The organism is Streptomyces sp. NBC_00273 (genome assembly GCF_036178145.1).
Lineage (GTDB): Bacteria > Actinomycetota > Actinomycetes > Streptomycetales > Streptomycetaceae > Streptomyces.
On sequence record NZ_CP108067.1, the window covers coordinates 6,750,077 to 6,763,108 of the forward strand.

At 71.3% G+C, this 13,032-nt stretch carries 14 protein-coding genes; 5 read left to right on the forward strand and 9 right to left on the reverse strand.

Annotation, left to right across the window (positions count from 1 at the left end):
- Positions 1–36: 36 nt before the first annotated feature.
- Positions 37–2,556 (reverse strand): PIG-L family deacetylase, encoded by a 2,520-nt coding sequence (locus OG386_RS30035; protein WP_328790698.1) that lies wholly within the window; start codon positions 2,554–2,556, stop codon positions 37–39.
- Between the two features lie 298 nt (positions 2,557–2,854).
- On the opposite strand from OG386_RS30035, the gene OG386_RS30040 reads away from it, so the two are divergent.
- The gene (locus tag OG386_RS30040) at positions 2,855–5,842 is read left to right on the forward strand and encodes a bifunctional [glutamine synthetase] adenylyltransferase/[glutamine synthetase]-adenylyl-L-tyrosine phosphorylase (RefSeq protein ID WP_328790699.1); all 2,988 of its coding nucleotides are present in this window, start codon (positions 2,855–2,857) and stop codon (positions 5,840–5,842) included.
- A gap of 73 nt (positions 5,843–5,915) precedes the next feature.
- Here OG386_RS30040 and OG386_RS30045 read toward each other — a convergent pair whose 3' ends face one another.
- From OG386_RS30045 to OG386_RS30065, 5 genes are all read right to left on the reverse strand, one after another.
- The gene (locus OG386_RS30045; RefSeq protein WP_328790700.1) at positions 5,916–6,695 is read right to left on the reverse strand and encodes a CAP domain-containing protein; all 780 of its coding nucleotides are present in this window, start codon (positions 6,693–6,695) and stop codon (positions 5,916–5,918) included.
- 474 nt (positions 6,696–7,169) lie between these two features.
- Complete coding sequence (locus OG386_RS30050) at positions 7,170–7,448, reverse strand: hypothetical protein (RefSeq protein WP_328790701.1); 279 nt, start codon at positions 7,446–7,448, stop codon at positions 7,170–7,172.
- A 58-nt stretch (positions 7,449–7,506) separates the two neighbouring features.
- Complete coding sequence (locus OG386_RS30055; protein ID WP_328790702.1) at positions 7,507–7,779, reverse strand: hypothetical protein; 273 nt, start codon at positions 7,777–7,779, stop codon at positions 7,507–7,509.
- Between the two features lie 105 nt (positions 7,780–7,884).
- Positions 7,885–8,412, reverse strand: coding sequence for a CAP domain-containing protein (locus OG386_RS30060; RefSeq protein WP_328790703.1), 528 nt, complete (start codon positions 8,410–8,412; stop codon positions 7,885–7,887).
- 307 nt (positions 8,413–8,719) lie between these two features.
- Positions 8,720–9,205 carry a hypothetical protein gene (locus tag OG386_RS30065; RefSeq protein ID WP_328790704.1) on the reverse strand — a complete coding sequence of 162 codons (486 nt, stop codon included), beginning with the start codon at positions 9,203–9,205 and terminating at the stop codon, positions 8,720–8,722.
- Positions 9,206–9,446: 241 nt separating this feature from the next.
- Here OG386_RS30065 and OG386_RS30070 point away from each other — a divergent pair, with 241 nt between their 5' ends.
- Positions 9,447–10,172, forward strand: coding sequence for a dienelactone hydrolase family protein (locus OG386_RS30070; protein WP_328790705.1), 726 nt, complete (start codon positions 9,447–9,449; stop codon positions 10,170–10,172).
- A 9-nt stretch (positions 10,173–10,181) separates the two neighbouring features.
- Here OG386_RS30070 and OG386_RS47005 read toward each other — a convergent pair whose 3' ends face one another.
- Positions 10,182–10,436 carry a hypothetical protein gene (locus OG386_RS47005; RefSeq protein ID WP_405787021.1) on the reverse strand — a complete coding sequence of 85 codons (255 nt, stop codon included), beginning with the start codon at positions 10,434–10,436 and terminating at the stop codon, positions 10,182–10,184.
- A 27-nt stretch (positions 10,437–10,463) separates the two neighbouring features.
- Here OG386_RS47005 and OG386_RS30080 point away from each other — a divergent pair, with 27 nt between their 5' ends.
- Positions 10,464–10,778 (forward strand): DUF6980 family protein, encoded by a 315-nt coding sequence (locus OG386_RS30080; RefSeq protein WP_328790706.1) that lies wholly within the window; start codon positions 10,464–10,466, stop codon positions 10,776–10,778.
- A gap of 301 nt (positions 10,779–11,079) precedes the next feature.
- On the opposite strand, the gene OG386_RS30085 is transcribed toward OG386_RS30080, so the two are convergent.
- Together OG386_RS30085 and OG386_RS30090 are read right to left on the reverse strand one after the other, a co-directional pair.
- Positions 11,080–11,208, reverse strand: coding sequence for a hypothetical protein (locus OG386_RS30085; RefSeq protein WP_328790707.1), 129 nt, complete (start codon positions 11,206–11,208; stop codon positions 11,080–11,082).
- Between the two features lie 141 nt (positions 11,209–11,349).
- Positions 11,350–11,826, reverse strand: coding sequence for an ATP-binding protein (locus tag OG386_RS30090; RefSeq protein WP_328790708.1), 477 nt, complete (start codon positions 11,824–11,826; stop codon positions 11,350–11,352).
- Between the two features lie 115 nt (positions 11,827–11,941).
- Here OG386_RS30090 and OG386_RS30095 point away from each other — a divergent pair, with 115 nt between their 5' ends.
- Together OG386_RS30095 and OG386_RS30100 are read left to right on the forward strand one after the other, a co-directional pair.
- Entirely contained in the window at positions 11,942–12,775 is an 834-nt protein-coding gene (locus OG386_RS30095) for a helix-turn-helix domain-containing protein (RefSeq protein WP_328793413.1), read from the forward strand.
- A complete protein-coding gene (locus OG386_RS30100; RefSeq protein WP_328790709.1) occupies positions 12,772–13,032 on the forward strand; it encodes a DUF397 domain-containing protein in 261 nt (86 codons plus the stop codon). The genes OG386_RS30095 and OG386_RS30100 overlap by 4 nt, the downstream gene beginning before the upstream one ends.

Below are 13,032 nucleotides of genomic sequence, written 5' to 3' on the forward strand. Positions count from 1 at the left end.
CGACCCGGGCGGACAGCGGTTACGGGCGGTGTGCGGTTAAGGGAACGGAGGCGCGTTGCGCGGGCCCACCGGCTGCCACGGCGCCAGGTGCGCGTTCGGCACGTCGGCCGAGGAGGTCACGTACAGCCGCGCGTCGAGCCCCACCACCGCCAGGCTGACCAGGTTCTTGCCGGTCATCGTGGAGGAGGGCGCGCCGACGAACATCAGCGGGGACCGTTCCCAGGGCCGCCCCGGCCCGGCCTCCGAGCCCAGCTGGCCGCCCGCCGTGCGGCCCGCCAGTACGTGCCCGCTCGCCGTCACCGAGCCGAAGCCCTGGAGGCCGCCGAGGTCGGTCATCTGGCTCACCTTCAGCCCGCCCTCACCCGTGATCAGGGCGGTACGGACATTGCCGGAGCCGGGCTTGCGGAACCACAGCCGCACCCCGCCCTCGCGGCCGTCCGCGGTCAGCGGGAGCGTGGTGTCCGGCAGCCCGGTGGCCGTGACCTGGCCCAGCGGGGCGCCCGGCTTCGGCTGTACCCAGCCCACCACCGACTTGGAGGTGGCGGAGAACACCATGCGCCGCCCGGAGCCGTCGGTCGCGGTGGCCGGGGAGCCGTGCAGGTCGGTGCCGCCGTACTTCTCCCAGGGCCCCCAGCTGCCGTCCGGCCGCTGCACCCGGCCGCGCAGGCTGGACGCGCCGTCGCGGACGTACGCCGCCAACTGTCCGGTGCCGTCGACCGATACGGCCGGCGCGCTGATGTCGGAGGTCCAGGTCTCGTCCGCGGTCTCGGGGGTGCCGAGCGACTGCCACTCCGTGAACTCTTCGGCCCCCGGCTGCTTCTGGACGACGTAGACGACCTCGCGCACGTAGTCGGTGGGCTTCGCGCCGAAGGAGGTGCGGGTGCCGAAGGCGGCGATCCGGCCGTCCGGCAGGGTCACGGTGCTCACGCCCGGGTCCATGCCGGTGCCGGGGAGCAGGTCCGGGCCCTTCCAACGGCCGACGGGACCGGGCCGGTGCCAGACGGCGACCTGGCCGTCGAGCACCTTGAAGGCCCACAGCCCGTGCTCCGCGTCGGAGGTCAGCCAGCTGGTGCTGGTGCCGCGGGTGTAGTTGATGGAGTCCGACCACCGGTTGCCGCCCGGCTGGTCGGAGACCTTGAGGTCGCCGCAACCGGCGGGACTGTTGCAGTGGTTCTGCTGGTCGAGCCAGGCGTAGGTGCCCAGGATGTCCAGCTTCTCCTTGGCCTCGTCCGGGTCCAGGGTGCTGGGGAGCGAGCCGTTTATGTAGCCGGCGTAGTTCTGCACCGCGAAGTGCGGACGGTCCGTGACGTCCTTGGCGTAGGCGGCGGTGGCCATTTGTACGAACCGGGCGCCGTAGAAGTGGTCCTGGTGGTCGGCGTACCGCTTGGTGTTGGGATACCGGCCGGGGGTCGGGTCCTGGGAGCGGACGGTGGTCGGCCGGTACTGCTCCAGGATGCCGACGAGGGTCTGGACGACCTGGTCCTTGGTGTACGAGAACTTCTGCGTGACCGGGGTACCGGACGCGAGCATGGAGTCCAGGCGGGGAACCTTGCCGTCCCACAGGCCGTGCAGGCTGTCGGGGGCGTTGTCGTAGACGGTGCCGGCCTCGCGGAGCTGCAACCAGACCAGGTTGACCTGGGGCTTGGCGACCAGGACGTCTACCTCGGCGTGACCACCGCCCTTCGTCGGGACGACGGTGCGCGTCCAGGGGCTGCCGCGGTCGCCGGTGGCCATCTTGGCGTAGGCGGCGCGGATGCCGTTCTGGCGGGCCTCGGCGTAGGCGGGCTTGTCGGGCTTGGTGGTGGCCGCCTTGGCGGAGCCGGCGTTGATGCCGTCGGCCTCGCCGGAGGTCAGGTAGACCGAGGTCACGGGGTGGCCGGCGGATATGGAGTACCGCAGGTCCGGGTTCATGAAGTAGAGGTCGTCGTCGGGGTGCGCGATGACCTGGAGCACCCGGCCGGGGTCGGGCGGTTCGGGGGCGGGGGTGGGGGCCGCCTTCTCGGGGACGGTGGGGGAGCCGAGGCGGTCGAGGAGTTCGTTGCCCCGGAGCAGGAGAAGGCTGCCGGCGGCGGTGACCACGCAGAAGGCGACGACCTTGACGAGGCCGGTCCGGCGGCGGCGAGAGGGGCGGGCCCCGCCCCGGGCTCCACCGCGGGCCCCGCCCTTGCCGCGGGCTGCGCGGCGCGCCCGGCGCCGGCCGTCGGCGGTTGCGGCGGCCTCGGGAGCGTCGGGAGCGTCTGCGGCTTCGGCGGACTCGACCGCGGCGGGCGGGTCGACCGGCTCCACCGGCTCGGCCAATGCAGCCGGTCCGGCCGCATTGGCTGCATCGGCCAAGTCGGCGTGCGGCGGGGTCTGGTGGGCCTGCTGGGACGGGTGGGGGTATGGGTGCGGGTGCGCGTGTTGCTGCGGGTAGCCCTGGTGCGGCTGTTGTGTCGGGTGGTGTCCCTCGTACCCCTGGTGCGCCTGCTCGGACGGCCAGGCCTGCTGCCCCCACGCGGATCCGGTCGGCACGCCCTGCGGGTTCCAGGCCCCGGGGCCCTGCCAGGAGTCGGACACGGGGCTCCTTCCGGCAGGACGGCGGGGTGTACCCCAATGATGCGATGAATAATCTGATGATCGGAGAATTCTTGGCATCGTATGCGCGTTGAGTCGAACATTTGATCCGGACACGCCCAAATCTGCGCCGCGGCCCGGGCGGGACTCCGCCGACAGGTCCCAGGGCCTTAGGCTCAGGAGCAGAGCACGCCAGGGCAGCGCAGACATCAGCGCAGACACCAGCGAGGACCAGCGAGCACCGGCGAGCACTGGCAGGCAGTGGCAGGCAGTGGCAGCGACAACCGCGGGAGGCGGCGGGATGACGGTCCCGGGACGCAGGAGCAGCACCTTCATCCGGCTGCTCCGCAGCGGCTTCACCGACCCCTCCGCCGCCGCCCGGCTGCTCGACGCCGACGCGCTCGCGGCCGTACGCACCGATCCCGTGCTGCTCGACGCCCTCGGCGCGACCGCAGACCCCGACCTCGCCCTCCTCGGGCTCGTCCGGCTCGCCGAGGCCCAGCCCGACGGCGAGCTGCCCGGGCTCCTCGACACCCTCGTCAGCGCCAAGCCGCTGCGCGACCGGCTGCTCGGCGTGCTCGGCGCCTCCGAAGCCCTCGGCGACCACCTCGCCCGCCACCCCCGCGACTGGCTCGGCCTCGTCACCTACGAGGCCGCCGACCTGCACCCCGGACTCGCCGAGTTCGAGCTCGGCCTCGCCGACGCGCACGACCCCGTCGGCCTGCGCGTCGCCTACCGCCGCTGCCTGCTCTCCATCGCGGCCCGCGACGTCTGCGGCACCATCGACGTCGCCCAGACCGCCGCCGAGCTCGCCGACCTGGCCACCGCCACCCTCCGCGCGGCCCTGCGGATCGCCTCCGCCGCCGCCCCCGAGGACGCCGCCCTGTGCCGCCTCGCCGTCATCGCGATGGGCAAGTGCGGCGGCAACGAGCTGAACTACGTCTCCGACGTCGACGTCATCTTCGTCGGCGACGCGGCCCCCGGCGCCGACGAGGGCAAGGCCCTCCAGGCCGCCACCCGCCTGGCCTCGCACCTCATGCGGATCTGCTCGGAGACCACCGTCGAGGGCACCATCTGGCCCGTCGACGCCAATCTCCGCCCCGAGGGCCGCAACGGCCCCCTCGTCCGCACCCTCGCCTCCCACCTGGCCTACTACCAGCGCTGGGCCAAGACCTGGGAGTTCCAGGCCCTCCTCAAGGCCCGCGCCGTGGCCGGCGACGAAGCCCTGGGCGCCGAGTACATCGCCGCCATAAGCCCGCTGGTGTGGCAGGCCGCCGAACGCGAGAACTTCGTCGCCGACGTCCAGAAGATGCGCCGCCGCGTCGTCGACAACATTCCCGCCGCCCAGGTCGAGCGCGAGCTGAAACTCGGCCCCGGCGGCCTGCGCGACGTCGAGTTCGCCGTCCAGCTGCTCCAGCTCGTGCACGGCCGCAGCGACGCCACCCTGCACTCCGGCACCACGCTCGACGCCCTGCACGCCCTCGCCGCCGGCGGCTACGTCGGCCGCGCCGACGCCGCCCAACTGCACGACGCGTACCGCTTCCTGCGCGCGATGGAGCACCGCATCCAGCTCTACCGGCTGCGCCGCACCCACCTCGTCCCCGAGGACGAGAACGACCTGCGGCGCCTGGGCCGCTCCATGGGCCTGCGCACCGAACCCGTCGCCGAACTCAACAAGGCCTGGCGCCGGCACGCTTCCGTGGTCCGGCGCCTGCACGAGAAGCTCTTCTACCGGCCGCTGCTCGACGCCGTCGCCCAGCTCACCCCCGGCGAGACCCGGCTCTCCCCGCGCGCCGCCGGCCAGCGCCTCGAAGCCCTCGGCTACGCCGACCCGGCCTCGGCCCTGCGCCACCTCGAAGCCCTCGCCTCCGGCGTCACCCGCAAGGCCGCCATCCAGCGCACCCTGTTGCCGGTGATGCTCGGCTGGTTCGCCGACTCCGCCGACCCGGACGCCGGCCTGTTGAACTTCCGCAAGGTCTCCGACGCCCTCGGCAAGACCCCCTGGTACCTGCGCCTGCTGCGCGACGAGGGCGCTGCCGCCGAGAACCTCGCCCGCGTCCTGTCCGCCGGACGCCTCGCCCCGGACCTGCTGATGCGCGCCCCCGAGGCCGTGGCCCTGCTCGGCGACCCCGAGGGCCTGGAGCCCCGTACGCACGAGGCCCTGGAGCAGGAGGTCCTCGCCGCCGTCGGCCGCGCCGAGAACCCCGAGGCCGCCGTCGCCGCCGCCCGCGGCGTGCGCCGCCGCGAGCTCTTCCGCACCACCGCGGCCGACATCATCGGCTCGTACGGTACGGAGGACAACCCGGCCGAGGAGGACCACGGAGCCCTCGTAGACCGGGTCGGCGGAGCCGTCTCCGACCTGACCGCCGCCACCGTTGCAGGGGCCCTGCGCGCCGCCGTCCACAGCCACTACGGCGACATGCTGCCCACCCGTTTCGCCGTCATCGGCGTCGGCCGCTTCGGCGGCCACGAACTCGCCTACGGCTCCGACGCCGACGTCCTGTTCGTCCACGAGCCCCGCGAGGGCGTCGACGAGCAGGAGGCCGCCAAGGCCGCCCAGACCGTCATCGCCGAAATGCGCAGGCTGCTCCAGCTGCCCACCACCGACCCGCCGCTGCTCATCGACGCCGACCTGCGCCCCGAAGGCCGCTCCGGCCCGCTGGTGCGCACGCTGGCCTCCTACGCCGCCTACTACCGGCGCTGGTCACTGACCTGGGAGAGCCAGGCCCTGCTGCGCGCCGAACCGGTGGCGGGCGACGCCGACATCGGCGCCCGCTTCATCGAGCTGATCGATCCGCTGCGCTATCCGGTGGAGGGGCTCCGCGAGGACGCCGTGCGCGAGATCCGTCGGCTCAAGGCCCGCATGGAATCGGAGCGGCTGCCCCGCGGGGCCGACCCGACCCTGCACACCAAGCTCGGCCGCGGCGGCCTCAGCGACGTCGAGTGGACCGTCCAGCTGATCCAGATGCGGCACGCCTGGGTCGAACCGGGCCTGCGCACCACCCGTACCCGCGAGGCCCTGGCGGCCGCCCACGCGGCCGACCTGATCCCGACCGAGGAGGCGCAGATCCTGGACGAGGCCTGGGTCCTGGCGACCCGGGTACGCAACGCCGTGATGCTGGTGCGCGGCCGGGCCGGGGACACCTTCCCGACCGAGGCCCGGGAACTCGCGGCCGTGGGCCGCTACCTCGGATACGCCGAGGGCACGGTCGGGGAGATGCTGGACGACTACCGCCGCATCACCCGCCGTGCCCGGGCGGTCGTGGAGGAACTCTTCTACGGCGCATAGCCGGGAGCCGGAAGCCGGAAGCCGGAAGCCGCGGTCCGGCTCCCGGCTCCCGGCTGACCGGGCGGGCGCGGGGTCAGCGCGCCGTGCCGAAGTCCTGCGTCCAGTAGTAGCCGGGCTGTGCCAGGCCGATGCCGATCTCCTTGAAGGAGCAGTTCAGGATGTTCTCCCGGTGGCCCTGGCTGTTCATCCAGCCCTCCATGACCTTCTCGGGAGTGCTGTAGCCGTAAGCGACGTTCTCGCCGTACGTGCTCCACGCGTACCCGGCGCGGGTGATCCGCGCGCCCGGGTCCGAGCCGTCGGAGCCGGTGTGGGACATGTTGCTGTGGGAGGCCATGTCGGCGCTGTGGTCCTGCGCGGCCTTCGTGAGCTTCGCGTTGAGGGACACGGCCTGGCAGCCGGCGGCGGCGCGCTCCTGGTTGACGAGCGCGAGGACCTGGGCGACGTCGCCGGAGGCCGGCGGGGCGGCGGTCTTCGACGGCTGGGGCGCGGGCGCCTGCGGCTTCTTCGTGGCGACCGGCGGCTTCGCCGGCTTGGGCTGCGCGGGCGGCGTGGGCTGTACGACGGGCTGCGTGGGCTCGGCGGAGCTGCTGGGGGAGGCCTCGGAGGGGCTGCTGCTCGGCGCTCCGCTCGGGAGCGGTGCGTCCACGGGCGCCAGGGTGCTCGGAGTGGCCGACGGGGTGGACTGCCACTGCCACGGGCGCTGCTGCTGGTGGCTCGCGGTCCGGATCCGGCCGTTGCCGTCGTCCTGACCGTCGAAGCAGGCCATGGCGGCGGTGGGAACACCCACGATGGCGAGCGCGCCGACGCCGATGACTATTTTCTTGTAGGACGTCTTCTTCCGATGCTTCTGCATGCCTGACCTCATTCAGTGATCGCGAAGCTTCCGGCGCCGGAATCACAGGGCGCCGAAGAGGCCGCCATTCTTAAAAGGCTCTGAATGGCCTGGCAAGTTTCCGCTGATCACAAGCCTGGGGCGGTCGGCACGCGGCTTGAAACGGGACCGTGATCGTGCATCATCACGATTTGGTCACTCCCGCAACCGTCTGATGGGCGATCAGAAACGGCTGTGACCTGGCAGGTCGGGGACCGGTCTGCCGGTATCGCATATTCCGTTTCCGGCGGAGTGGGGAATGTCGATTCCAAAAGGGACAAATATCGAAATGTCGGCGGGTTAACGCTCCGTCAAGAAAGCCCACCGCCGATGGGCGCACCGTGACGCATGTCACTGTTTCGCGGCCGGGGCAGCAGCGCGCAGCGCCCGTTTCCCCTCGGATCGTCCTCGGCCTGCGCCGACGGCGTACGGAGGGAAACGGGCGCTGCGATCGATCTACCGCGGTTCCAGGGCCGCGGTCCGGCAGGCGCCGTTCGCGGCGCCACCCGGCACCCCGGCCCCGGTCAGGCCGCTCACGCAGCCCTGCAGATCGCCGCTCACGCCTTGCCGACAAGCCGCCGTGACGGCGTCGGTGACCTCGGCGCCCGCCTGCGCGGCCATGTTCGTGCAAGCAGGGATGTCCGCGTGGGCGGCGGCGGGGGCGACGAGGGCCGCGCCGGCGAGGGAGAGGAACAGGCCGGTGAGGACACCGGCGATACGGGTCGACGGGTGCATGGGGCACACACCTGCTTTCGGAAACGAGTGGGGCCAAGGGCGGCGGAACTCGGAACTCCTACTCGGGGGCCACCCGGCAGGCGCTCACGGCGGTCCCGTTGGTGACGCCTGCTCCGGTCAGGCCGGACACGCACTGTTCGTTGTCGCCGGTCAGACCGACGTAGCAGGCCATGCGGACGGAGTCCGGGGCCTCGCCGCCCTGCAGCTCGCGCTCGACCTGGTTGATGCAGGCCGTGACGTCGGCGTGGGCGGCGGGGGCCGCGAAGGCGGCGCCGCCGAGGGCGAGGGCCAGGCCGGTGAGGACACCGGCGACACGGGTCGACATGTGCATGGGGACGTACCTGCTCTCCGAATTCGTCGCCGGCGGGTCCGGTCCCCCCGTACCGGACCGCTCGGCAGGGCTTCCCCCTCGTTCGGTGCCGGATCGGCTGTGCGGCTACCTCGACTGGACGGCGAAGAGCTGGACGGCGTACTCACCGCTCGTGCCGATCCCGGTCTGCTTGTACGTGCAGTTCAAGATGGCGGCCCGGTGGCCCCTGGTGCTGGCCATCCAGCCGTCGACGTGGGACTTCGAGGAGGCGTGGCCCGGTCCGGAGACGTTCTCCGAGGACGGGCCCGCGGGCGAATAGCCGGCCTTCTCCATGCGGGACAGGTCGCTGGACCCGTCCGAGCCGGTGTGCGCGGTCAGTCCGTTCGCCGCCATGTCGTCGGCGTGGGCCTGGGCGGCCGCCGCGAGCCGCGGATCCACCGTCAGGGGCTCGCAACCCGCCTTCTCCCGTTCGGCGTTGACCAGTGCGAGGATCTCGTCCGGCGAGGACTGCTGCACGCTGCGGGTGACGGAGGCCGACGCCGCCGCGGCTGCCGCCGGGACGGCGATCGCGGTGGCCGCTCCGCCGAGCACGAGCAGCGGGACGGTATAGGCGGCGGCGCACACGCGACGGATCCGGCTGTTCTTCGTACGCATCGGAGTTTCCCCTCGTCGGGGGTCGCGGGGAGCCGCCCGTGGTATTCGCCCCTCGGGGTCGGGGTGCTGCGCGGCCTGTGCGGGCACGTGCACCGCCGCAGGCTGCTGCGGGGGCGCGCGCCTCCTTCCACCGTACGACCGGCGGCACGTCCCCACGACCGGGCGCCTGCGCGTGCGGCCTCGGCGGAGGTGTGCGGGGCCCCTGGCGCGGGGTGCGGGGCGGCTCTGCGGACGTGTCCCGCCGAGCCAGCGCGCATGCGGGGGCCGGCCGGGGCGCGCAGCAGGAGTCGCAGCCGTCCGCGTGCGATCAGTACGGTGAACCGGGCCCAGGGGTCGCAGGAGTCGTGGGTTCTGCCAGATCCGGCATGGCCAAGAGCATGGCCCGGATCTCCGCATCGCCTTCGACGGCTGCCCATGCACGCAGGGACCGGAGCACGGTGTTGAGGCTTTCGACGACATCGCCGAGCGGTGTCGTGGTGTCGGCGAGCACAACGGGATTCGCCTCGTCCCGGTCGCACACGCCCGCAACCCGGACGAGACGCGGGCTTCCCGGCGCAGCTGCAACCGGGATCATCTTGACGAAGTACGAGCCGTCGAAGAAATAGGCGTCCCACGTCTCTCCCTTCAGCACCCCCTGCACGGCTGTGCAGAGCGAGCCGAAGACCGAAAGGGGGCTGTCGTGCCAACCGGACTCGGGGAAGTCAGTACCTCCCAGCCTCAGCCACACCACTCCGGCCGCGAACAACGGTCCCCGTACTTCCAGCGTCTCGACAGGCAGATTCAACTCGAACACGCTTCACGGCCTCCCCCAAGCCAACCCGACATCGCACGCCACACTAGGACGCGGTTGGTCCCGGACGAGTCGCGGGTGCTGTTTCGGCGAGCGGTACCGCCAGCAGAGGTGATACGTCCGCAGGTCGGGGGCCGGCGTCGGGCCGGGGACCGCAAGTTGGGATCGAAGATCCACCTGGCCACTGTCCGCCAGCGGTGAACACCCGTCCGAACGAACTCGACGGTCACTACAGTCCGGTCGCATGACGACGGTCACCACGCGTGCAGTGGAGTATCCAGCCGACAACCTGACGATGATCGGACACCTCGCGCTCCCGGCCGGTGCCGATCGCCGGCCCGCGGTCCTGATCGGACCCGAGGGGATGGGACTCAGCCACGTCGAGCGCCGCCGGGCCGAGGCCCTGGCGGAGCTGGGGTACGTGGCACTGGCCTTTGACCTACATGGCGGGCGCTACTTGAGCGATCCCGAGGAGATGCTGGCCCGTTGCATGCCGCTGCTCGCCGATCCCGACCGGATGCGGGGCATCGGCCATGCGGCGCTTGACGTGTTGCGCGCCGAATCGCGGGCCGACCTCGACCGCATCGCGGCTATCGGTTACGGCACCGGGGGCGCCATCGCGTTGGAACTCGGGCGCGACGGCGTCGACCTGCGTGCGATCGGGACGGTCAATGGACTGACCACGGGCCGACCGGACGAGGCGGCGCGCATTCGCTGCCCGGTGTGGGCCGGAGTCGGTTCGGAAGACCCGATCATGCCACCCGCGCAACGGGAGGCATTCACCGCCGAGATGCAGGCCGCAGGCGTCGACTGGCGCCTCACGGTCTACGGCGGAGCCTTGCACGCCTTCCACCACCCACCGGTCGACCACGCCGCGCCCCCCGGTGTCGGCTACCACCCGCGGCACGCACAGCGAGCTTGGCGCGACGTCGTCGAGCTGCTCGCCGAGTGCCTACCCGTAACGCAGTGATGTGGTCGGCTACTGAAGCTCACTCATGCCCGCCACCCTCGTCCTCGTCCTCGTCCAGCTCCGCCCGTCCGGGGCGCGCAGCGGGCGCAGGGGTCCGTCGGCCGGGACCTGGGCGACGGCGGCGTCGAGGTCGTACACCCGGGCCCAGGGCCCGTACCGCTCCGGCGGGTCCCGCCAGGGGACGTCGGTACGGGCACGGAACCGTATGCCGTCGATCAGCTGCCACCCGGTGATCAGCACGGTCCATGATCTACTTCTGGGCATGGTGCCGATGAACGAGAAGCCGAGGTCATGACCAACCACTGCTGCGAGGTGATGAGCCGCCGCGTGAATGTGCGCTGTGACCAGCACGACGACCCCTTCGCCTGCCCGGACGCGCTGATCGACTTCAGTGCCAAGTTCCAGGAGTACGGGCTGATCATCCACGACGGCGGCACGTCGAGCATCACCGTCGGGTTCTGTCCCTGGTGCGGACGGCGTCTCCCCGAGTCACAGCGGGACCGATGGTTCGACGAGCTGGAACGCCGGGGGATCGATCCGGGGGAGGACGAAGTCCCTGCCGAGTTCCAGGACGACCGCTGGCTCGCCGCCCTACCTCGGGACTGACCAACCGACAGCCCCGCACGTCACTTCCGATACACGCCCTAAGGCCCCTTACCGAGGGAACGGCCTACGCGGCGGTCGCCGCCGTGGCCGGTGGTGGGGTGCAGCCTCGGCAGAGGCCCGGGGCGAGCAGCGCGGCCGGGCCAGTAGCTCGACCTCCGGGACGTCTGCCGGGGCCTCGTCCGGGGCGGGTTCGGGAGCAGGCTCCGGGGCGGGGGCCGGCGCTGGGAGGATTGCGGATCGCGGCGCTCGTGGGCCGTTTCCGCCGACCTGGCGGGCGGGTTGTTGTACGGGACCGTGCAGGTCACGACACGCTCGGACGGGAGCCGCTCCTGGAATCGGGCCGGTAGCCGTGCGCCTCCAGCTCGCGCAGGGCGGCGGCGATGCGGACCTCGCCCTCCCGGAAGCGTTCGACCAGGGCCTTGATGGTCACCTTGCGGCCGGTGGGGAGGGACTGGATGTGCGTGGCCAGCCCGATTTGTCATACGCGTCAGCCAGGTTGGGGTGATTCCCCCGACCGGGTGGGAGGGGAGGGAGAGGTATGGAGAGGCCCTTTCCCCCGGTTGTCCATTCCTTAGGCGTCGCGCGCGACCGGTAGTCGATCCACCGGAACGTGGAAACCTCGATCCGGCGAAATCGGCCTCCCCAGATCCATTTCTGCCCATACGGTTTTCAGCGGCGCGGGCCCGTGATCGATCCCCCAGCGCGCGGCGAACGCGGCGACCAGGACTAGCCCCCGCCCCGATTCCGCCCCAGGTGACGCCGGCACCGCAGGTGGTGTGAACTCCCGCCTGGTGTCCGACACTTCGATACGGAGCGTAGGCCCGTCCGTGATCCGCAACGCGAGCCGGAAGTTCCGCCCCGGTACGCGGCCGTGGGTCACGGCGTTCGCGGCAAGCTCGGCCACGACCTGCGCGGCATCCTCGAACGGAAGCCCCTGTTGCGTGAGTTGGTTGACTGTGAGGGCTCGGGCGGCGCGTGCTCCGCGCGGGGTGGACGGGAACGTGGCGGCGAGGCAGGTTTCCTGATTCACGTGACTCAGCGTGGCCATCCGTGCGTAACCTGAACAGAGTTGAGGGCGCTGTGTACGACGGCTGTCCAAGGTCGTCCCGTCGTGTCCTCCCGGTCCCGCGGAGGTGGCAGTGAGCACGGACGGCACGGACGGCATGGACGAGTCGAGCTGGGAACTCGACCCGGAGGACGAATCCGGGGCGGTCATCGCCACGGTGGGGCGCCAGTTGAAAATGTGGCGAGAGGCGAGCGGGCTCGACCGTGCCAAGTTCGGTGAACGGATGGGGTACGGCGCCAATCTGATCTACAAGATCGAGCGAGGTGCGCGCATTCCGCGTCCGGAGTTCTTGGACAAGGCGGACGAGGTCCTGGGGGCGGGTGGGAAAGTCGCCGCGATGAAGGAGGACATTCAGCGGGCCCGGTATCCGAAGAAGGTTCGGGATCTGGCCAAGCTCGAATCCGAGGCGGTTGAGCTGGGTGCCTACGGGAACCACAACCTGCACGGGTTGCTTCAGACCGAGGAGTACACGCGGGCGCTGTATGAGATGCGGAGGCCTGCCTACTCGGCGGACGAGGTGGAACGGTATGTCGCAGCTCGAATGGCTCGGCAGGAGATCTTCCATCGACAGCCGTCACCCGCACTGACGTTCGTTTTGGAACAGGTCACGCTGGAGCGAACGATCGGTGGGCGAGAGGTACTTCGCAGGCAGTTGGAGCACCTGCTCGACGTCGGCCGACTACGAAACGTCGAGATCCAGGTGATGCCGACGGATTCCGAGGACCACGCAGGCATGGGAGGTCACCTTCAGGTGGTGAAGATGCGGGACGGATCGGCGGTCGGGTACGTCGAGGCGCAGCTGCCGAGCCGCTTGATCACCGACGCCACCCACATCCAACTCCTCGAACTCCGTTATGGGATCATCCGTTCACAGGCCCTCAGCCCACGACAGTCGAGAGCCTTCATCGAGAAAGTGCTGGGAGAGACATGAGCATCAAGCCCTCGGTCGGCGACCCTTCCGCACTGGAGTGGGTGAAGAGCAGTTACAGCGCCAGCGACAGCAACGAGTGCGTCGAGGTCGCCTGGACGAAGAGCAGCTACAGCACCAACGACGGACCCGAGTGCGTCGAGGTCGCCCGCACCCCCGACACCGTCCTCGTCCGGGACTCCAAGCGTCCCGAGTACGCCCGGCTCGCCGTCACCCCGGCCGCCTGGAGCGGCTTCGTCGCCCACGCCGTCACCTCGTGA